Genomic DNA, 19,584 nt, shown 5'->3' with positions numbered 1-19,584 from the left:
ACTCCCTCTCGCCAATGCCGTTGAAATTTTATAACAAGGCCGCGAAGAGCGATCCGGCGCGTACGCCGCCGGGCGATGGAGATGGAGTGACGATGGCCAGCGAGCACCCTCGCGCCGATTCGCAGCCGCTGCGCAATCTACCCGGATTGACGCTGCATGTGCCCGAACCGAAGTTTCGACCCGGCGATCCGGTCGATTTCGCCGAAGTCGACGTGCCGCCCGCGGGGCAGGCGCGGCGTCCCGATACCGCGGACAAGGCGAGCGATTTCACCGACCTGGCCTATACGCTGGTCCGCGTGCTCGACGATGACGGCAATGCGGTGGGGCCATGGGATCCCAAGCTTTCGCCCGATATGCTGCGCCGTATGCTGCGCAGCATGGCGCTGCTCCGCGCGTTCGACGAGCGCATGTTCCGCGCACAGCGGCAGGGCAAGACGAGCTTCTACATGAAGGCGCTGGGCGAGGAGGCGGTCGCGGTCGCGGCGGCCTATGCGCTCGATTACGAGGACATGTGCTTCCCCTCCTATCGCCAGCAGGGGCTGCTGATCGCACGGGGCTGGAGCCTCGTCGACATGATGAACCAGATCTATTCGAACACCGCGGACCGGCTGGGCGGCAAGCAGCTGCCGATCATGTATTCGGTCAAGGAAGCCGGGTTCTTCTCGATCTCGGGCAACCTCACGACGCAATATCCGCAAGCCGTGGGCTGGGCGATGGCGTCGGCGGCGAAGGGCGACACGCGGATCGCGGCGACCTGGTGCGGCGAGGGATCGACCGCTGAGGGCGACTTCCATTCGGCGTGCACCTTTGCCGCGGTCTACCGCGCGCCGGTGATCTTCAACGTCGTCAACAACCAGTGGGCGATTTCGAGCTTTTCGGGCTTTGCGGGCGCGGAGGCGACGACCTTTGCTGCGCGCGCGGTCGGCTATGGCATTGCCGGGCTTCGGGTCGACGGGAACGACGCGCTGGCGGTGTACGCCGCGACGCTCTGGGCGGCCGAGCGGGCGCGGACCAATCAGGGGCCGACGCTGATCGAGCATTTCACCTATCGTGCGGAGGGGCATTCGACCTCGGACGATCCGGGTCAGTATCGCAGCGAGGGCGAGCCCAATGCGTGGCCGCTCGGCGACCCGATCAAGCGGCTGAAGGACCATTTGATCGCGATCGGCGAATGGGACGACGAACGCCACGCCGCGCAGGACAAGGAGCTCGCCGAGCAGGTGAAGGCCGCGCAGAAGGAGGCCGAGAAGAACGGCATCCTCGGCCACGGGCTGCACCAGCCGCTCGAATCGCTGTTCGACGGCGTGTTCGAGGAGCTGCCCTGGCATCTGAAGGAGCAGCGTCAGCAGATGCTCGATGAGGAGACGGCAAGCGGCCGTCCATGGGATCGCAAGGCATGAGCGACATGATCGAGGCACCCGGGTCCGAAACAGCGGACGGCGGCGAGACCAGCCGGATGAACATGATCCAGGCGATCAATTCCGCCATGGACATCATGATGACGCGCGATCCCAACGTGATCGTGATGGGCGAGGATGTCGGCTATTTCGGCGGCGTGTTCCGCGCGACCGCGGGGTTGCAGGCGAAACACGGCAAGACGCGCGTGTTCGACACGCCGATCACCGAATGCGGGATCATCGGCGTCGCGGTGGGTATGGGCGCGTACGGCCTGCGTCCCGTCCCCGAGATCCAGTTCGCGGACTACATCTATCCCGCGCTCGACCAGCTCGTGTCCGAGGCCGCCCGGCTGCGCTATCGCTCGGCGGGCGAGTTCACCTCGCCGATCACGGTGCGATCGCCGTTCGGCGGCGGCATTTTCGGCGGGCAGACGCACAGCCAGAGCCCCGAGGGGCTGTTCACGCACATGTCGGGGATCAAGACGGTCATTCCGTCGACGCCCTATGACGCGAAGGGCCTGCTGATCGCGGCGATCGAGGATAACGACCCGACGCTCTTCTTCGAGCCCAAGCGCATCTATAACGGGCCGTTCGACGGCTATTGGGACCGGCCGTCGCAGAACTGGTCGAAGCATCCGGCCGGCGAAGTGCCGACGGGATACTACAAGATCGAGCTCGGCAAGGCGAAGATCGTCCGGGCGGGCGAGGCGCTGACCATCCTCGCCTACGGGACGATGGTGCATGTCTGCGCGGCGGTGATCGCCGAGACGGGGATCGACGCGGAGATCGTCGACCTGCGCACGCTCGTCCCGCTCGACATCGAGACGATCGAGGCGTCGGTGAAGAAGACCGGGCGCTGCATGATCGTGCACGAGGCGACGCGGACCAGCGGGTTCGGCGCGGAGCTGTCGGCGCTGGTGCAGGAGCGGTGCTTCTACCATCTCGAGGCGCCGATCGAACGCGTGACCGGGTTCGACACGCCCTATCCGCACAGCCTGGAATGGGCCTATTTCCCGGGGCCGGTCCGTATCACCGAGGCCCTCAAGAAGATCATGAAGGACGCATAATGGCTCGCTTTACCTTCAAACTGCCGGATATCGGCGAAGGCATCTCGGAGGCCGAGATCGTCGCATGGCATGTCGCGATCGGCGACCGCGTCGAGGAGGATTCGCCGGTCGCGGACATGATGACCGACAAGGCGACGGTCGAGATGGAGTCGCCCGTATCGGGCGTCGTCGTCGAGCTGGCGGGCGAGGTCGGCGATCAGGTGTCGATCGGGGCTGCGCTGGTGGTAATCGAGACGGATGCGGTCGACGCCGGGGGCGAGGTCGTGGCGGCGCCGTTGACGGCGGCGCAGGCGGAGACGGCCGAGCAGTATGAGGCGGAGAATCCGGGGGTCGAGGAGGTGGTCGACACGCCGACCGCCACCACCCCGGCGGAGGCCGGGGCCCAGGTGGGGGGCGCCGGTAACGACGCGCAGTCCGTCATCACGACGACCTCTCCAACTGGACCCCGGCCTTCGCCGGGGGGGAGTGACGAGCAGGTCGCTGCTGCCAAGGCGCATGCGCTGGCGTCGCCCGCGGTGCGGGCGCGGGCGCGGGATCTGGGGATTGATCTGGCGTCGGTGAAGACCGAGTCCGACCGGGTCCGTCATGCCGATCTCGACGCGTATCTGCGGTACGGCGCGGGGCAGGGCTATCAGGCGCCGGGGGCGAGGCGGGCGCGCGCGGACCAGCCGATCAAGGTCATCGGCATGCGGCGCAAGATCGCCGAGAACATGGCCGCGTCGAAGCGCGCGATCCCGCATTTCACCTATGTCGACGAGATCGACGTCACCGCGCTGGAAGCAATGCGCGCCGATCTGAACGCCAATCGCGGCGGGCGACCCAAGCTGACGATGCTGCCGCTGATGATCGTCGCGATCTGTAAAGTGATCCCCGATTTTCCGATGCTCAACGCGCGCTATGACGACGAGGCGGGCGTGGTGACGCGGCACGGCGCGATTCATCTGGGCATGGCGGCGCAGACCGATGCGGGGCTGACCGTCCCCGTGATCCGCGACGCGCAGGATCGCAATGTCTGGCAGCTCGCGACCGAGATCACGCGGCTTGCCGAGGCGGCGCGTGCGGGCAAGCTCGCGCCGAACGAGATGGGTGGCGGGACGATTACCGTCACCTCGCTCGGGCCGCTCGGCGGGATCGCGACGACGCCGGTGATCAACCGGCCCGAGGTCGCGATCATCGGGCCGAACAAGATCGTCGAACGCCCCGTCTTTAAGGGCGACGAGGTGGTCCGTGCGAAGCTGATGAACCTGTCGATCAGCTGCGACCACCGCGTCGTCGATGGCTGGGATGCGGCGAGCTTCGTCCAGGGGCTGAAAAAGTATCTCGAGACGCCGGTCCTGCTGTTCGCGGACTGACGTCCCGGACCGTGGGGCGTCAGCGCGGCCGTGGCGGGGTGGGGCGGGTCTTCAACAGCCATGGTCGCGGGCCGCTGGTCGGGCGGGGCGTGCCGTCGAGACGCTTGGCGCTGATGAGCGCGACGCGGTTGAGGATCATCTGGCCCTTGAACGCGTCGAGCCCGCCGCCGGTCGGCTTGGCGAGGATGCGGCGGACCGTGTCCATGCCGCCGACGACATGGCCGAAGGCCGCATAGCCGAGATAGCCCGGGCGCGCGTCCATCGCGGGCGTCGGGCCCACGGTGATGAAGAAATTGCCGCCCGCCGAGCCGGGCTCGCTGCCGCGCGCCATCGAGATCGTCGCGTCGAGATGGCGGATGCCGGTCTGCGTCGTCGTCTCCAGCGGGAAGGCGGGCAGGATGCGCCGCGCATCGGTGCGGATGCCGCCCTGGATGAAGCCGAATTTGGGCGCCTTCTTGCTGCGCGCGGCGCGGTAGAAATCGGTGCCGTCGAAGCGGCCGTCATCGACATAGGCGAGGAAGTTCGCGCTGGTCTTGGGGGCATGGCGCGTGTCGAGCGCGAGCGTGATCGGGCCTTCGGACGTGGTGAGGCGGACGCGGACGGTGCCGGGTTTCGCGGGGGTGGGTTTCTGGGGGGCGGCGGAGGCCGGGGTGGCCAGCAGCGCTAGTGCCGGGAGGAGGAGGAAACGCATACGCAGGGCACGACCTTGTCATTCTGAACAGGGGTCGCCCTGTATACCCGCCGTCATCCTGACGAAAGTCAGGACCCAGAGCCACATGCGCCGCACCCCGTTACCCTGGGTCCTGACTTTCGTCAGGATGACGGGTGGGGGCGGGGTTACCCTCCCCCCCCCGTCACGTCAGACGATCTCGAACAGGCCCGCGGCGCCCATGCCGCCGGCGGTGCACATCGAGACCACCACATAGCGGACGCCGCGCTTGCGCCCTTCGATCAGTGCGTGGCCGACGAGGCGCGAGCCGGTCATGCCGAAGGGGTGGCCGACCGCGATCGCGCCGCCATTGACGTTGTACTTCTCGGGATCAATGCCGAGATGGTCGCGGCAATAGAGGCATTGCGACGCGAACGCCTCGTTCAGCTCCCACAGACCGATGTCCGCGACGGTCAGCCCGGCGCGGTCGAGCAGCTTGGGGATCGCGAAGACCGGGCCGATGCCCATTTCGGCGGGATCGCAGCCCGCGGACTGGAAGCCGCGATAGATACCGAGGATCTCCTTGCCCTCGGCCTCCGCGGTCCGGCGGTCCATCAGCAGTTGCGCGGACGCGCCGTCGGAGAGCTGGCTGGCATTGCCCGCGGTGACGCTGGTCCCCGGGCTGGAAAAGTCGCCGCCCGGCCAGACCGTCTTCAGCCCGGCAAGCGCCTCCGCAGTGGTGCCCGCGCGGATCCCCTCGTCCTGGCTCAGCGTGACGTTCTCGCTGCCGGTGCGCGTGCCCTGCTTGTCGAACAGTGCCTTCTCGACGGTGATCGGGACGATCTCCTCGGCGAACGCGCCGCTGGCGAGGCCGGCGGCGGCGCGCTGCTGGCTCATCGCGGCATAGGCGTCCTGCGCCTCGCGGCTGATGCCATATTTGCGCGCGACGATCTCGGCGGTCTCGATCATCGGGATATAGGCGGCGGGCTCGCGCGCGGTGACGCTCTGGTTGACGTAGCGCGGCGCGTCCTTCGTCACGGTGTAGCTGATCGATTCCATCCCGCCCGCCAGCGCGACATCGGCCTCGTCGCAGATGATCGTGCGGGCAGCGAGCGCGACCGCGGTCAGTCCCGAGCCGCATTTGCGGTCAAGCGTGACCGCGGGGACCGATTCGGGCAGGCCGCCGGCGAAGAGCGCCATGCGTCCGGCATTGCCGCCCTGCGTCCCCCATTGGTTGCCGACGCCCCAGAACACCTCGTCGATGCGCGCGGGGTCGATCCCGGCGCGCTCGACCGCCGCGTTCATGACGTGTCCGCCGAGCACCGGTGCCTCGGTCGCGTTAAACGCGCCGCGATAGGCTTTGCCGATGGCGGTACGGGCAGTCGAGACGATGGCGGCTTCACGCATGCTTGGACCTTTCGAGGACCGGGTATGGTCAAGCGTCGTCTAGGGATTCGGTCCGGCGTTGGAAAGGGCCCGGCGGGCGAGGCGCGCCTGCCAGAGCGTCAGCAGCGGCACGACGAGGATTTCCATGCCCAGCCCGAGCACATGCCCGCGCGACGGCATGCCGACATCGATCAGCGAGACGAGCCGCGCGAAGCCGCCGACCACGATCAGCCCGCCGAGCAGCCGGAAGCGCGGGCCCTTGGTCTCGATATGTGGGATACAGCTGAGGAAGCCGAGCCCGGTCGCGAAGAAGATGCCCGAGATATAGCGGAAATGGCTGTCGAGATCGCGCGGCACGTCGGCGAGGTGGCCGAACGGGGCTGGGCCGTGGACGATCCCCTGACCGCCGACGAGCAGCGGCAGGAGGCAGGCGATCGCGACGACGCCCTGCAGCAGGCGGTGTTCGAGCGTCATGTCAGCTTGTCGAGCAGTTCGGGGTTGTCGAGCAGTTCGGGGCGGATGCGGAAGGCGACCAGCGAGATCCGCACCTCGATCATGAAGCTGGCAAAGGCGGCGATCAGCAGGATCATCGCGAGGATGAACGAGACCGCGACATAGGTCCCGAAGTGCAACTTGGCGAGTTCGGCGATGAACAGCAGCGCGATAACGATACAGGTCATGATCGCGCTCGACACCGCGAGGAAGAGCGAGGCGTTGATGATCGTCATCCGCCGGTCGAGCAGCCGCAACTCCCAGATATGGCGGATGCGTTCGGGCCCCGCGCTGCTGGGATGGAGCTTTTCGAGCTGGCGGGCGCGGTCGATCACGCGCGAGAGGCGACCGGCGAGCACGTTGAGCAGCTGGCCGATGCCCGCGAGCATGAAGACGGGCGCAAGCGACAGCTGGATCGTCTGCGCGATCGTCGAAACGGCGGGAAGCGGTATCATCCTGATCACCATGCGGAATAACCGCGCCGGAGGGAAGTCAATCCCGCCCCCGCCCTGAAGCCCCGCGGCGCCCGGTGCGATCCTGCACTACCTGGTAAGGGATTGCTGCTAGGGGGCGTGCGATGTCGAAACCGATGCTCCTGTCCGACCGCGTGCCGGTGCCACCGAGCGCGCAGGCAAGCGTGGTCGAGGGCTTGAGCATCGCGATCGACGCGGTCGCCGCGCGCGCGGCGCCGAGCCACCGGTTCCTGCGCTATGGCTGGTATGCCGCCGCGCTGAGTGCCTATGGCGGGCGTGCGAAGACGCTGGTGGTCGAGGAGGACGGCGTCGCGGCGATCGCGTTGCCGTTCGTCGCGCTCGGCCCGGCGTGGCTGCGACTGGCGACGGTGCCGGGCTGTTACTGGCCGTTCCGCAGTTTCGGCATGGCGATGGGGGCGAGCGAGGCGGCACGCGCGGCGGCGCTGCGCGGACTATCTGCGCAGTGCAACGGCCTGCGGATCGGGCCGGTCCGGGACGGCGATCCGGCGGCGGGCGCGCTGATCGCGAGCGCGCGGGCGGCGGGCTGGTGCGCGATCGACCGGCACCTCGGCGACGCCTGGGTGCTCGACCTCGTGCCGAGCGTCGATGGCGAGCGCTGGCCGCGCAACTCGACGCTGCGCAAGAACCGCTTTCACGAAAAGCATCTGGCCGAGCATGGCGCGCTCGACTGGCAGGCGCTGGCGGGGGCGGACTGGCCGGCGCGGTTCGCCGATCTGGGCGCGGTCGAGCAGACGAGCTGGGTCGCGCAGGAGACCGATCGTCGCGACATGAAGTTCACGACCGACGGGCATCTCGCCTTCTGGCAGGCAGCGGCGGTCGATCCGGTGCTCGCAGCGATGTTCCGCGCGGCGCTGCTCCGCGTCGACGGCGTGCCCGCGGCCTTCTCGTTCGACATCGACACGGGGGCGCTGATCTACGCGATCGCCAACAGCTACGACCCGCGCTTCGCCAAGCATTCGCCGGGCAAGCTGCTCTACTGGCGCAACCTGGTCGCGGCGATGGCGCGCGGCGCGACCAGGGTCGACTGGGGCGCAGGCGACAGCGGCTACAAGCGGGTGATCGGCGCGACGGAGGGCGCGCCGATCCGCGACTGGCTGTTGCTCAGGCCCGGGCTGCCCGCGATTGCGGGTCGCGCGCTGGCCGGCTGGTGGCGGCGCAGCGGCGGGCGCTAGTCGCGGATATAGCGGAAATACCAGACCTCATGGCCCTGGCGCCGGGCTTTCCGCTCATAGCGCGTCTCGGGCCAGTCGTCGGGGCGGGTCAGGAAGTCTTGCGGGGTGCGCGCCTGCCAGGTGAAGTCGCGGCGCTGGTCCATGATCATCATCGACCAGCGGCAATAGGTCGGATCGTCGGTGCCGAGCCGGAATTCGGCGCCCGGCTTCAGCTTGGCGGCGATCGTGTCGAGCGGGCCGTGATTGACCATGCGCCGCTTGGCGTGGCGCGCCTTGCGCCAGGGATCGGGGTGGAGGAGGTAGAGCCGGTCGAGGCTGGCATCGGGCAGCCGCTCGATCACCTCGAGCGCGTCGCCCATATAGAGCCGGACATTGGTCAGCCCGCCGTCGCGGATATGGCCGAGCGCGCCGACGACGCCGTTGAGGAACGGTTCGCAGCCGATGAAGCCGACATCCGGATTGGCCGCGGCCTGGCCGGCGAGATGCTCGCCCGCGCCGAAGCCGATCTCGACATGCAGCGGGCGGTCGTCGCCGAACAGGGTCGCGGCGTCGACGATCCCCGTCTCGGGAACCGACAGACGCGGGAGCATCTCCTCGACGAGCGCGGACTGGCCCTGGCGAAGCTTGTGGCCCTGGCGACGGCCATAGAGGCGGCGAATGGTGGCGGGATCGTTCATCGCCGCGCGCTCTAGCGGTCGATTGCGCGGGAGCAAAGCACGTAGCGGTCCGTTACAAGGCCGTAATGGCCGAAAACAGCACCACCACGTCGGACACCGGGTCCGCGCCCGAGGGGCCCGAGCAGGACGTCGAGGACCTGAAGGCGGCGGACGCGGGCGATCTCCACCGCGCGGTGCGCGAGGCGGGCGAGGAGGAACTCGCGCGCCCGGGGGTCTCGCTGTTCTTCTCCGCGCTCGCGGCGGGGCTCGCGATCACCGCGTCGCTGGTCGCCGAGGGTGCGCTCCACGCCGCACTGCCCGATACGCCGTGGCGCGAGCTGGTCGTGTCGCTCGGCTATCCGGCGGGGTTCCTGGTCGTCATTCTCGGGCGGATGCAATTGTTCACCGAGAGCACGATCAGTGCGATGCTGCCGCTGGTGACCAAGCCGTCGCGCTGGGCGCTGCGGCGGACGCTGCGGCTGTGGGGCATCGTGCTGGGCGCCAACTTGCTCGGCACCGCGCTGACCGCGGCGGCGATCGCGGGCGGAGTACTTGGCGGGGCGGAGCTGCGCGAAGCGATGATCGCGGTGTCGATGCGGATCACCGAACTTGGTGCCTGGGCGACGTTCGTCAACGCGATCCCGGCCGGGTTCATGATCGCGATCCTTGCCTGGTCGCTGCCCAATGCGCGCGGCGAGGCGTTAATGGTGATCTTCGCGGTGACCTATGTGGTGGCGATCGGCGGGTTCAGCCATTCGATCGTCGGATCGGACGAGGCGTTCCTGCTGCTGTTCACCGGGCATGTCGATCTGGTCCGGACCTTTGCCGGACTGTTGCTGCCGGCGATCATGGGGAATCTCGTCGGTGGTGCGGGGGTGTTCGCGCTGCTGGCGCATGCGCAGGTGCGCGGCGAAATGCGACAGAAGGACTGATGATGACGGGCAAGAGCAAGAGTGCGGCGGCCAAGATCGCCGAGGCGGACCGCAAGGCGACCTACAAACTGGCCGAACACCGCGACGCGCCGGTGGTGAAGGCGACCGGCTTCCTCGCCGAGGTCGCCGACCAGCCGCAGCTGATCGCGACGTCGATCGGCACGCTGGTGATCGGGCTGGTCGCGCGGCGGCCCGACCTGATCCGCGGCGGCGCGCGGATGCTCGCCTCGCATCTGGCGGCGACCGCGGCGAAATCGGTGATCAAGCATTCGGTCGACCGGACGCGGCCGGGCCATGCGCTCGACACCGGCAAGGCGCGGTTCGAGACGGGCGACAGCCAGGACCACAAGCAGACGTCCTTCCCGTCGGGCCATACCGCAGGCGCGGTGGCGGTCGCGCGTGCGGCGTCGCGTGACATCGACGGCGCGGCGATGCCGTCGGCGCTGGCGACGGTCGCGGTGGCGGCGGCGCAGCCGGTCAACGGCAAGCATTATCTGTCCGACCTGGTCGTCGGCGCGGCGGTCGGCTGGATCGCCGAGGCGGCGGTCAGCGCGCTGTTCGACCGAGTCGCGCCGGTCGTCGAGCATGTCACTGAAAACACGGAAAGATCCGCGGATCACGACCCCGCGACGGTACCGAACAGGGCCGAGGGAACCGTTCCGCCTGCGTGACGGTTTGGATGGCCTCACAAGAGGGATTTATTCATGAAGACCATTGCTACCGCGCTCATGCTCGCAACGCTGACCATTCCGCTCGCAGCCTGTGGCGGCAAGGGTGACGACAAGCTGGGCAGCCAGGTCGAGGGCGCCGCGGAAAACCGTGCCGACGCGCTCGAGGCGGCTGCCGACAATCTCGAGGATCGCGCCGAGGCGGTTCGCGATCAGGGCGAGAAGCAGGGCGAGGCGGTCGACGACGCGGACGTGAACGCCGCCGCGATGTCGAACGAGCAGAAGGCGGCCCTCGTCAACGGCAGCGCCGCGCTGCGCTAAGTACAATGATGCCGTCCCCGCCGATTCGGGCGGGGGCGGTATCGTCGGCGGCGCCTGGGGCCGACCGACGATGTTGGGGGGGATGCATGATGATCAACCGGCGCCGGCTCGAAACGGGCGGATTCCTGATATTCCTGGTGGTGATCACGATCGCGCTTGTCGTGGTCGTCTGGTCGTACGCCCTGGCGCTGCTTTGGGCCGCGCTCGCCGCGATCCTGTTCCAGCCGCTGTTCCAGCGTCTGCTCGAGCGGATGCCGACGCGTCGCAACACCGCCGCCGCGCTGACCTTGCTGATCATCCTGTTCGCGGTCGTTGTGCCGAGCATGATCATCGGCGGGATGATCGTCGACCAGGCGGGCACGGTCTATACCCGCATCCAGAATGGCGAGATCAATTTCGCCGCCTATTTCAACCAGGTGCATGATGCGCTGCCGACGCGTCTGCAGACGCTGCTCGACAAGGCCGGGTTCGATTCGATCGAGCGGATCCAGGCGCGGCTGTCGCAGACGATGGGCAACAGCGTGCGGACGATCGCCAGCCAGGCGCTGTCGATCGGGCGCAACGCCGCCGCCTTCCTGCTCGCCTTCGGTATCGCGCTGTACGTGATGTTCTTCCTGCTGCGCGACGGCGAGACGATCGGGCCCAAGATCTGCGACGCGCTGCCGCTCGAGCGGTCGGTCACCGCCGCGCTGGTCGACAAGTTCGTGTCGGTCGTGCGTGCAACAATCAAGGGCACGGTGATCGTCGCGCTGGTCCAGGGCGGGCTGGGTGCGGCGACCTTCTGGATCGTCGGGCTGCCCGCGGCCCTGCTCTGGGGCCTGCTGATGGCGCTGACCTCGCTGCTGCCCGCGCTCGGGCCGGCGATCGTCTGGGTCCCGGTCGCGGTCTATCTGCTCGCGACCACTGCGATCTGGCAGGGGCTGGTGGTGATCATCTCGGGCGTCGTCGTGATCGGTATGGCGGACAATATCCTGCGGCCGATCCTGGTCGGGCGCGACACGGGGATTCCCGATTTCGTCGTGCTGGTCACGACGCTGGGCGGGATCGAGCTGATCGGCCTGAGCGGCATCGTCGTCGGGCCGCTGGTCGCGGCGCTGTTCCTGGCGTCGTGGCAGATCCTGACCGAGCAACGGCATCGGCAGCGCGCGAGCGCGCCGATGGTCGGCGACACGGCGGGGGCCGACCGGTCGCCACCTGGCTGATCGTTTCCGATCCGGCGTAGCGGACATAAAAAAGCCTCCCCCGGACGGTCCGGAGGAGGCTTTTCTGTATCACCTATTCGGCGAAGTGCGTCAGGCGGTTGCGGCCTTCAGCTTGTCGACCAGATCGGTGCGCTCCCAGGTGAAGCTGTCACCCTCGGGCTCGCGGCCGAAATGGCCGTACGCCGCGGTCTTCTTGTAGATCGGCGCGTTGAGCTTGAGGTGCTCGCGGATGCCCTTGGGCGTCAGGCGGACGAGCTTGGGCAGGACCGCCTCGAGCTTGGCCTCTTCGACCGTGCCGGTGCCGTGCGTGTCGACATAGACCGACAGCGGCTCGGCGATGCCGATCGCGTAGCTCAGCTGGATCGTGCAGCGGCGGGCAAGCCCGGCGGCGACGACGTTCTTGGCGAGATAGCGTGCGACATAGGCGGCCGAGCGATCGACCTTGGTCGGATCCTTGCCCGAGAACGCGCCGCCGCCATGCGGGGCTGCGCCGCCGTACGTGTCGACGATGATCTTGCGGCCGGTGACGCCTGCGTCGCCGTCGGGGCCACCGATCTCGAACGCGCCGGTCGGGTTGATGTAGATCGCGGTCTCGTCCGAGATGAAGCCCGCGGGCAGCACGTCGGTGAACACGCCCATGACATAGTCACGCAGCTCGGCGTACTTGGCCGGATCGGGATTCTTGCCCTTTTCCGAATAGCCCGGCGCGTGCTGGGTCGAGACGACGAGCGCGGTCGCGCGGACCGGCTTCTCGTTCTCATAGGCGAGCGTCACCTGGCTCTTGGCGTCGGGCTCGAGGAACGGGGCTGCGCCCGAATGGCGATCGGCGGCCATCCGCTCGAGGATCTTGTGGCTGTAGTAGAGCGTCGCGGGCATCAGGCCCGGCGTCTCGTCGGTCGCGTAACCGAACATGATGCCCTGGTCTCCGGCACCCTCGTCCTTGTTGCCGCTCTCGTCGACGCCCATCGCGATCTCTGCGGACTGGCCGTGGAGGTTGTTCTCGAAGCGGAACTCGTTCCAGTGGAAGCCCGACTGCTCGTAGCCGATTTCCTTGACGGTGTTGCGGACGGCCGCCTCGATCTCGTCGAGCACGCCGTCGGCCCACTGGTCGTTCTCATAGATGCCCTTGCCGCGGATCTCGCCGGCGAGGACGACGAGTTGCGTGGTCGTCAGCGTCTCGCAGGCGATGCGTGCCTCGGGATCCTTGGCGAGAAACAGGTCGACGATCGTGTCGCTGATCTGGTCGGCGACCTTGTCGGGATGGCCTTCGGAGACCGACTCGGAGGTGAAGAGAAAGGACTTGCGCATGAAACCTCTTCGCAAAAGGCCCGGCGGTGGGGCACCGCGGAGCATCATATAAGGAAAGCTTTATATGTCCTTCTAGCGTTCGCGGCGGCGCAGGGCAACGGCCAAGGCGATCATCGCCGCCATGACCAGCCCCGCCGCCAGATTGCCGAGCCGCGCGAACAGCGTAACGGGCAGCGCGGGCGGCATCGGCAGCTCGGCCGCGCCCGCGGTCTCGTGCGCGACGGTGGCGAGCAGGCGGCCGTCCGCGGCGATGATCGCGGAGATGCCGGTCGGGGTCGCGCGGACGATCGGCAGCCCCTCCTCGATCGCGCGCATCCGCGCCTGCGCCAGATGCTGCGGCGGGCCCCAGCTGCCGAACCAGGCGTCGTTCGAGGGGTTGAACAACAGCCGCGGGCGGTGCGCGCGGTCGACCGTCTGGCCCGAGAAGATGATCTCGTAGCAGATCTGGATGCCGATCGAGCCGAAGCCCGCGAGCGTCAGGTTGCCCGGCCCGTCGCCCGAGGTGAAGTCGATGTCGCCGGGGACGAGCCGCGCGAGCCCGAGCGGTTTCAGCAGCCACGGCATCGGCAGATATTCGCCGTAGGGGACGAGATGCGCCTTGTCGTAGCGACCGCGCAGCCGCGCCTGTGCGTCGATCGCGAACACCGAATTGGTCGCGCCCGCGATCCGGTCCTCGCGGTCGAACGACAGCGAGGTGCCGCCGGTCAGCAATATGTCGTCGGGGCCGAGCAGGCGCGCGATCCGGCGGCGCAGATAGGCCGGGCTCGACCAGTCATAGGCGTAGAAGGGATAGCCATCCTCGAGATAGTCGCGCACCACGCCCTCGGGCCAGACGACGAGGCGGGGGGTGGCGCCGGGGGTGCCCGACAGCTTTTCGAGTGCGGACAGCACACGTTCGCCGTCCGATTCGCTGCGATCCTCCTGGCCGATATCGGGCTGGACGACGCGGACGCGGGGGGCGTTGGCGGGGGCGGCGGGGGCGTCGGTCCACAGCGCCGACAGCGCGGCGAACGCGAGCAGCGGGGCGACGATCGCGGGCATCGCGAAGCGGCGAAGTCCGAGCATCCACAGCGATCCCGCCGCGACGATCGTCACGCCCGACAGCGCATAGGTGCCGATCCACGCCGACAGCCGCGCGATGCCGATCGCGGGAAGCCACATCACCCCGAGCGGATCCCAGGCATAGCCGGTGAACAGCACGCTGCGCAGCCACTCGGTCGCGATCCATGCGGCGGCGAAGACGAGGATGAAGGCGGGATCGGGCGTCGCGGTCGCGCGGCGTCCGAACCGCCAGGCGAGGCCTGTAGCGATCATCGGGAAGACCGCGAGGTAGAGCGCGAGCCCGACCGCGGCGAAATAGCCGAGCACCGGTGGCATCGCGTCCTGAAAGTCGAACGCGTGCTGGAACCAGTTGTTGTTGACGGTAAAATGCCCGAGCCCGAACAGCCAGCCGCGCCACAGCGCCTGGCGGAACGTCGGTGCATCGTGGACGAGCGCGAGCCACGCGGCGACTGCGACGAGCGCGAGCGGCCAGAGATCGAGCGGCGCAAACCCCGTCGCGGCGATCGCGCCGAGCAGGAGGCTGGCGAGCGCGGGGGAGGTGAGGGCGGCGCGGGCGGCGCGGGCGGGAGAGCGGGTCACGCCTGCGCTATGGCGTGGCGGCGGGGGGCGGGCAATATCTGAGGATGCATCTGACGTGGCGGCGGGGCTGGATGGGGGTGCCGGGGTTGGTGCGGTGGGCGCTTTCGTTGGACTCGGTACCAACTCCTGAATCTACCCCCACACATGACCACCCCGGCGAAGGCCGGGGTCCAGCTGGGAAGGTCGCCGTGACGACGCGCAACCTTTAGTTACCACCGTCCCCCAACTGGGCCCCGGCCTTCGCCGGGGTGGTGCCATCTCCTTTGCGGGCGGCTGGTACTATATCGACAAATAGCATCGTGCAGGTCGCATCCCTTGCACCTCCCCGGCGGAGGCCGGGGCCCAGGTGGGAAGGTCGCAGTGACGACGCGCTGTCCTGCGTTACCACCGTTCCCCAATTGGGCCCCGGCCTTCGCCGGGGTGGTGTCATCTCCTTTGCGGGCGGCTGGTACTATATCGACAAATAGCATGGTGCAGGCCCCATCCCTTGCACCACCCCGGCGGAGGCCGGGGTCCAGCTGGGAAGGTCGCAGTAAGGACGCGATGTCCTTTGTTACCACCGTCCCCCAATTGGGCCCCGGCCTTCGCCGGGGTGGTGCCATCTCCTTTGCGGGCGGCTGGTACTTTATCGACAATTAGGATCGTGCAGGCAGCATCCCTTGCACCTCCCCGGCGGAGGCCGGGGTCCAGGTGGGGAGGTCGCTGTGACGACGCGCTGTCCTTCGTTACCGTCGTCCACCAACTGGACCCCGGCCTTCGCCGGGGTGGTTGCGGGGTTGCGGGGCGGGGTGCTTGCGATGCACCTCGAGCTGTTTCCCCGCGAAGGCGGGGATCCAGTCTGGGCTCCCGCCTTCGCGGGAGAACAGGGGGGGGCGGTGCTTGGGAAGAGGGTGGCGGACGCGCAGCGGGCATTGCATAGCGGGGGCGGGGTGACGCAGGGGATCATCCGCTCTATCCTGCCCGCATGACGCTGCGCCCCTTTCATCTCGCCTTTCCCGTCCATGACCTCGCCGCCGCGCGGGCTTTTTACGGGGGGACGCTTGGCTGTCCCGAGGGGCGGTCGAGCGATCACTGGATCGATTTCGACCTGTTCGGGCATCAGATCGTCGCGCATCTCGATCCGGCGGCGAAGGCGGTCGCGGTCGAGAATGCGGTCGACGGGCATCAGGTGCCGGTGCCGCATTTCGGCGTCGTGTTGACGATGGACGACTGGATCAGCCTGTCCGAGCGGGTCGCGGCGGCGGGGGTCCGGTTCGGGATCGCGCCGCATATCCGCTTCAAGGGCGAAGTCGGCGAGCAGGCGACGATGTTCTTTTGCGACCCCAGCGGCAACGCGCTCGAGTTCAAGGCGTTCGCACAGGACGCGATGCTGTTCGCACACTGAGGATCAAAGAATGTCCAATCCCATTTCGGTCGATATCCCCCACAAGCTCGGCAAGGCGGGGGTGCGCTCGCGGCTCGACAGCGGCATCGACACGATCGGGTCGAAGATCCCCGGCGGATCGGTGACCGATCGCCGCTGGGAAGGCGATACGCTGCACTTCACCGTCAGCGCGATGGGGCAGGTCATCGGCAGCAAGGTCACGGTGTTCGAGGACAATGTCCATGCGATCGTCGACCTGCCGGGGCTGCTCGGGTTGTTCGCGGGCAAGGTGCAGGACATGATCCGCAAGGAAGGGCCGAAGCTGCTGCGGTGAGGGTTTGCGGTGTGACGCCCCGTCCGTCATCCTGACGAAGGTCAGGATCCAGGGTAACGGGCGGTGTCGTGTGTTACTCTGGATCCTGACTTTCGTCAGGATGACGGGGGAGGGGAGGCGTTCTCATGCCTCCCCGCACTTACTTCGTGCTGACGCGCCAGATCGTGTTGCCGACGTCGTCGGCGACCAGCAGCGCGCCGCTCTTGTCGGTGATGACGCCGACCGGGCGGCCCTGTGCTTCGCCATCCTTGTTGAGGAAGCCGCCGAGCACGTCGACGGGCTTCGCGTTCGCCGCCGGGAAGCCGGTGCCGCCGAACGGGATGTAGACGACCTTGTAGCCCGAGAGCGGCTTGCGGTTCCACGAACCGTGCTCGCCGACGAACACGCCGTTGGTGAAGCGGTCGCCGAGCTTCGCGTCGCCCGCGAAGGTCAGGCCGAGGGCGGCGACATGCGGTCCGAGTGCATAGTCGGGACGCTTGGCATATTGCTGGAGCGCAGGGTTCTTCGGTTCGACCCGGTCGTCGGGATAGCCGCCCCAATAATACCAGGGCCAGCCGAAGTGATCGCCGAACTCGACCTGGGTCAGATAGTCGGGCGCGAGGTCCGAGCCGAGCATGTCGCGTTCGTTGACGACGGTCCAGAGCTGGCCCGACTTGGGGTTGATCGCCATGCCGTTGGGGTTGCGCAGACCGGCGGCGTAGATCCGCCAGTTCTTGTCCTTCGGCCAGACCTGAAGGATGTTGGCGCGGTATTTCTCCGCATCCATGCCGTTTTCGGCGATGTTCGACGCCGAGCCGACGCCGACATAGAGAGTCTTGCCGTCGGGGGCGGCGATCACGTTGCGCGCCCAGTGATTGCCACCGCCGTTGAGCGGGATGACACGCTCGGGCTTGGCGGTGATCCGGGTCGCGCCCTCGGTATAGGGCACGCGGACCAGCGCGTCGGTGTTGCCGATATAGAGCTGGCCATCCATCAGCGTCATGCCGAAGGGCGAGTTGAGCCCGGTCATGAAGGCCGAGCGCGTCTCGGCGATGCCGTCGCCGTCCGCGTCGCGCAGCAGCGTGATGCGGTTGGCCGAGGGCACGCCCGCGCCCGCGCGGCCCATCAGGAAGTTCATCACGGTCGTGACGATGCCGGGACCTTTACGCGGTGGCGAATTGGTCTCGGCGACCAGCACGTCGCCATTGGGCAGGCGGTAGAGCCAGCGCGGATGATCGAGCCCGGCCGCGAACGGCTGGACCTTCATCCCCGCCGCCGCGGTCGGCATCGCGCCCTTGGGCCAGCCGACCGCCTTGGCGACGCCGATCGTCGGCAGCATCTGGATCCGCGGCGCGGTGATGTCAGGCCGCTTGCCGGTGACCTGGTTGACGTCGAGCCGGGCGGTATCGGGCCAGGCGAGCCAGGTGAACCCGGCGATCCCGACCAGGATGATCAGCCCGAGCACGATGAGGATGTGTTTGCGCATGCAGCAGAGTTAGGCGGGAGTGCGGGCGGGGGCAATGGCGTGATTGCGGTTGGGTATCCCGCGAGCTTCGTCATCCTCGCGGAGGCGGGGATCCAGAGGGGCAGGGTCTGCGTGCTGTCGGACTGTCAGCCAGTATGGGTTCCCGCCTTCGCGGGAATGACGAAGGGGGGCGGGGGGGGCGGGGCGTGTCGGCCGACGCACCGCCCCCTTCGTGTCAGTCGTCGTCTTCGACCAGCACGACCGGGGGGTGGAGGCGGAGGCGGTTGACGCGGCGTTCGTCGGCTTCGGTGACTTCGAGCTTCCAGCCGCTCGGATGATCGACGCATTCGCCGATCTGCGGGACATGGCCTGCGAGCAGCGCGGCGAGGCCGCCCAGCGTGTCGATATCGCCATCGACCTCGGCGAGCCGCGGGTCGATCAGTTCGGCGGCGTCCTCGAGCTCGGCGCGCGCGTCCGCGTCCCAGGCGCCGCCGTCGATCGGCGTCATCAGCACCTGCGGCGCGTCGTCATGCTCGTCCTCGATATCGCCGACGATCTCCTCGATCAGGTCCTCGAACGTGACGAGCCCCTCGGTGCCCGAATATTCGTCGAGCACGATCGTCAGATGGACGTGCTTCTGGCGCATGTCGGCGAGCAGATCGAGCGCACCGCGCGACATCGGCGCGTAGAGCGGCTCGCGGATCAGCCCGGCGAGCGTCGTCGGATGCTCGGCGCCGGTCGCGAGGATCGTGAAGACGTCCTTGATATGGACCATGCCGATGATCGTATCGAGATTGTCGCGGTACACCGGCAGGCGGCTGTGGCCGGCCTCGGCGAACAGCTTGACGAGGTCGGCGAACGACGTCTCCTCCTCGACCGCGATGATGTCGGCGCGCGGCACGCCGACATCGCCTGCGTCCCGCTCGCTGAAATGCAGCAGGTTGCGGACCATCTGGCGTTCGAGCGGGGTGAGATCGCCCTTGGCATCGGGGGCGGGATCGCCCTCGTGCCGGTCGATCGCATCCTCGAGCTGGTCGCGCAGCGATTCGTCGGGGGCACCGAAGATCAGGCCTTTCAGCCCGCGCCAGATACTGTCGGTACTATCGCCGTTTCCGGCATTGGGGCCATCGGCCATCGTGGTCGTCAGTCCTCTGTGATGAGATAGGGATCGTGGAGCCCGAGCGCGGCGAGCGCGTCGCGTTCGATCTGCTCCATACCCTCTGCCTCGTCGTCGTCCATATGGTCATAGCCTAGCAGATGCAGCGTGCCGTGCACCATCAGATGCATCGCATGATCCTCGACCGAGATGCCGCGCTCGGCGGCTTCCGCGACGCAGACGCCGTGCGCGAGGATGATGTCGCCGAGCAGCACCTCGCCATCGTCCGAATTCTGCGCGATCGTCTCGAGCAGATCGGCCTGCACCATCGGGAAGGACAGGACGTTGGTCGGCTTGTCCTTCTGGCGATACTGCTTGTTGAGCGTGTGGACCTCGTCGTCGGACGCGAGCCGGAACGAGATCTCGACCGTGGCGGCGCCGGTCAGCAGCTGACCGTGCGGGGTGCGTTCGATCGCCGCGGTCGCGGCGCGCTGGGCAAGGCCGTCCCAGTCCTGGTCGGGCCAGGGAGCCTCCGAAGAGAGCGCGATTTCGAGCATGCGGGTCCTTCCGGCGGAAACGTCAGGACGAAATCATTACACAGGTGGCAAAG

The 19,584-nt window shown here is 67.9% G+C and carries 20 protein-coding genes; 10 read left to right on the top strand and 10 right to left on the bottom strand.

Translation table 11 applies throughout. The annotated features are described in order from the left end of the window. The first annotated feature begins 92 nt into the window (after positions 1 to 92). Genes J3A66_RS07890 through J3A66_RS07880 form a run of 3 tightly spaced genes read left to right on the top strand, consistent with a single transcriptional unit; the run spans position 93 to position 3,816 of the window. Complete coding sequence (locus J3A66_RS07890) at positions 93 to 1,400, top strand: thiamine pyrophosphate-dependent enzyme (RefSeq protein WP_209568129.1); 1,308 nt, start codon at positions 93 to 95, stop codon at positions 1,398 to 1,400. 56 nt (positions 1,401 to 1,456) lie between these two features. Next, on the top strand, positions 1,457 to 2,464 hold the full coding sequence (locus tag J3A66_RS07885) for an alpha-ketoacid dehydrogenase subunit beta (RefSeq protein WP_209570435.1): 1,008 nt from the start codon (positions 1,457 to 1,459) through the stop codon (positions 2,462 to 2,464). Further along, positions 2,464 to 3,816, top strand: coding sequence for a dihydrolipoamide acetyltransferase family protein (locus J3A66_RS07880; protein ID WP_209568128.1), 1,353 nt, complete (start codon positions 2,464 to 2,466; stop codon positions 3,814 to 3,816). The genes J3A66_RS07885 and J3A66_RS07880 overlap by 1 nt, the downstream gene beginning before the upstream one ends. A gap of 19 nt (positions 3,817 to 3,835) precedes the next feature. Here the strand turns inward: J3A66_RS07880 and J3A66_RS07875 are convergent, their stop codons facing one another. The 4 genes from J3A66_RS07875 to J3A66_RS07860 form a co-directional block, all read right to left on the bottom strand. After that, entirely contained in the window at positions 3,836 to 4,507 is a 672-nt protein-coding gene (locus tag J3A66_RS07875) for a peptidylprolyl isomerase (protein WP_209568126.1), read from the bottom strand. 168 nt (positions 4,508 to 4,675) lie between these two features. Continuing rightward, entirely contained in the window at positions 4,676 to 5,872 is a 1,197-nt protein-coding gene (locus J3A66_RS07870) for a thiolase family protein (protein ID WP_209568124.1), read from the bottom strand. Positions 5,873 to 5,911: 39 nt separating this feature from the next. After that, positions 5,912 to 6,325, bottom strand: a complete 414-nt coding sequence (locus tag J3A66_RS07865; protein WP_209568122.1) for a DUF4345 domain-containing protein — start codon at positions 6,323 to 6,325, stop codon at positions 5,912 to 5,914. Beyond that, complete coding sequence (locus J3A66_RS07860) at positions 6,322 to 6,798, bottom strand: DUF2721 domain-containing protein (protein ID WP_031440529.1); 477 nt, start codon at positions 6,796 to 6,798, stop codon at positions 6,322 to 6,324. Before J3A66_RS07860 ends, J3A66_RS07865 begins: the two co-directional genes overlap by 4 nt. 122 nt (positions 6,799 to 6,920) lie before the next feature. Between J3A66_RS07860 and J3A66_RS07855 the strand changes: the two genes are divergently transcribed. Beyond that, positions 6,921 to 8,009: a GNAT family N-acetyltransferase gene (locus tag J3A66_RS07855; protein WP_209568119.1), complete on the top strand. Its 1,089-nt coding sequence runs from the start codon at positions 6,921 to 6,923 to the stop codon at positions 8,007 to 8,009. Here the strand turns inward: J3A66_RS07855 and trmB are convergent. Further along, positions 8,006 to 8,686 carry a tRNA (guanosine(46)-N7)-methyltransferase TrmB gene (gene trmB / locus J3A66_RS07850; RefSeq protein ID WP_037530578.1) on the bottom strand — a complete coding sequence of 227 codons (681 nt, stop codon included), beginning with the start codon at positions 8,684 to 8,686 and terminating at the stop codon, positions 8,006 to 8,008. The two genes, J3A66_RS07855 and trmB, sit on opposite strands and share 4 nt — an antisense overlap. Positions 8,687 to 8,751: 65 nt before the next feature. Here trmB and J3A66_RS07845 point away from each other — a divergent pair, with 65 nt between their 5' ends. The 4 genes from J3A66_RS07845 to J3A66_RS07830 all read left to right on the top strand — a co-directional run bounded on the left by J3A66_RS07845 (position 8,752) and on the right by J3A66_RS07830 (position 11,788). Beyond that, complete coding sequence (locus tag J3A66_RS07845) at positions 8,752 to 9,597, top strand: formate/nitrite transporter family protein (protein WP_209568117.1); 846 nt, start codon at positions 8,752 to 8,754, stop codon at positions 9,595 to 9,597. A gap of 2 nt (positions 9,598 to 9,599) precedes the next feature. Continuing rightward, on the top strand, positions 9,600 to 10,268 hold the full coding sequence (locus J3A66_RS07840) for a phosphatase PAP2 family protein (protein ID WP_209568115.1): 669 nt from the start codon (positions 9,600 to 9,602) through the stop codon (positions 10,266 to 10,268). 33 nt (positions 10,269 to 10,301) lie between these two features. After that, on the top strand, positions 10,302 to 10,586 hold the full coding sequence (locus tag J3A66_RS07835) for a hypothetical protein (RefSeq protein WP_042466252.1): 285 nt from the start codon (positions 10,302 to 10,304) through the stop codon (positions 10,584 to 10,586). A gap of 89 nt (positions 10,587 to 10,675) precedes the next feature. Beyond that, positions 10,676 to 11,788 carry an AI-2E family transporter gene (locus J3A66_RS07830; RefSeq protein ID WP_209570434.1) on the top strand — a complete coding sequence of 371 codons (1,113 nt, stop codon included), beginning with the start codon at positions 10,676 to 10,678 and terminating at the stop codon, positions 11,786 to 11,788. Positions 11,789 to 11,878: 90 nt separating this feature from the next. Here J3A66_RS07830 and metK read toward each other — a convergent pair whose 3' ends face one another. Both metK and lnt read right to left on the bottom strand, forming a co-directional pair. Further along, on the bottom strand, positions 11,879 to 13,096 hold the full coding sequence (metK, locus tag J3A66_RS07825; RefSeq protein WP_031438941.1) for a methionine adenosyltransferase: 1,218 nt from the start codon (positions 13,094 to 13,096) through the stop codon (positions 11,879 to 11,881). A 72-nt stretch (positions 13,097 to 13,168) separates the two neighbouring features. After that, on the bottom strand, positions 13,169 to 14,737 hold the full coding sequence (lnt, locus tag J3A66_RS07820) for an apolipoprotein N-acyltransferase (RefSeq protein ID WP_209568113.1): 1,569 nt from the start codon (positions 14,735 to 14,737) through the stop codon (positions 13,169 to 13,171). Positions 14,738 to 15,701: 964 nt separating this feature from the next. Between lnt and J3A66_RS07815 the strand changes: the two genes are divergently transcribed. Together J3A66_RS07815 and J3A66_RS07810 are read left to right on the top strand one after the other, a co-directional pair. Then, a complete protein-coding gene (locus J3A66_RS07815) occupies positions 15,702 to 16,121 on the top strand; it encodes a VOC family protein (RefSeq protein WP_209568111.1) in 420 nt (139 codons plus the stop codon). 10 nt (positions 16,122 to 16,131) lie between these two features. Continuing rightward, the gene (locus J3A66_RS07810) at positions 16,132 to 16,434 is read left to right on the top strand and encodes a polyhydroxyalkanoic acid system family protein (protein WP_031396320.1); all 303 of its coding nucleotides are present in this window, start codon (positions 16,132 to 16,134) and stop codon (positions 16,432 to 16,434) included. A gap of 139 nt (positions 16,435 to 16,573) precedes the next feature. Here the strand turns inward: J3A66_RS07810 and J3A66_RS07805 are convergent, their stop codons facing one another. The 3 genes from J3A66_RS07805 to ybeY form a co-directional block, all read right to left on the bottom strand. After that, on the bottom strand, positions 16,574 to 17,899 hold the full coding sequence (locus J3A66_RS07805) for a sorbosone dehydrogenase family protein (RefSeq protein ID WP_209568109.1): 1,326 nt from the start codon (positions 17,897 to 17,899) through the stop codon (positions 16,574 to 16,576). A gap of 214 nt (positions 17,900 to 18,113) precedes the next feature. Next, positions 18,114 to 19,013: a hemolysin family protein gene (locus tag J3A66_RS07800; RefSeq protein ID WP_056409144.1), complete on the bottom strand. Its 900-nt coding sequence runs from the start codon at positions 19,011 to 19,013 to the stop codon at positions 18,114 to 18,116. An 8-nt stretch (positions 19,014 to 19,021) separates the two neighbouring features. Continuing rightward, the gene (gene ybeY, locus J3A66_RS07795) at positions 19,022 to 19,531 is read right to left on the bottom strand and encodes an rRNA maturation RNase YbeY (RefSeq protein ID WP_031393855.1); all 510 of its coding nucleotides are present in this window, start codon (positions 19,529 to 19,531) and stop codon (positions 19,022 to 19,024) included. Positions 19,532 to 19,584 lie beyond the last annotated feature (53 nt).

The organism is Sphingomonas sp. PvP018, assembly GCF_017876865.1.
In the GTDB taxonomy this organism is placed as follows: domain Bacteria; phylum Pseudomonadota; class Alphaproteobacteria; order Sphingomonadales; family Sphingomonadaceae; genus Sphingomonas; species Sphingomonas aerolata.
The sequence above is the reverse complement of the archived record's forward strand: the minus strand, read 5'-3'. Positions and strand labels throughout refer to the sequence as shown.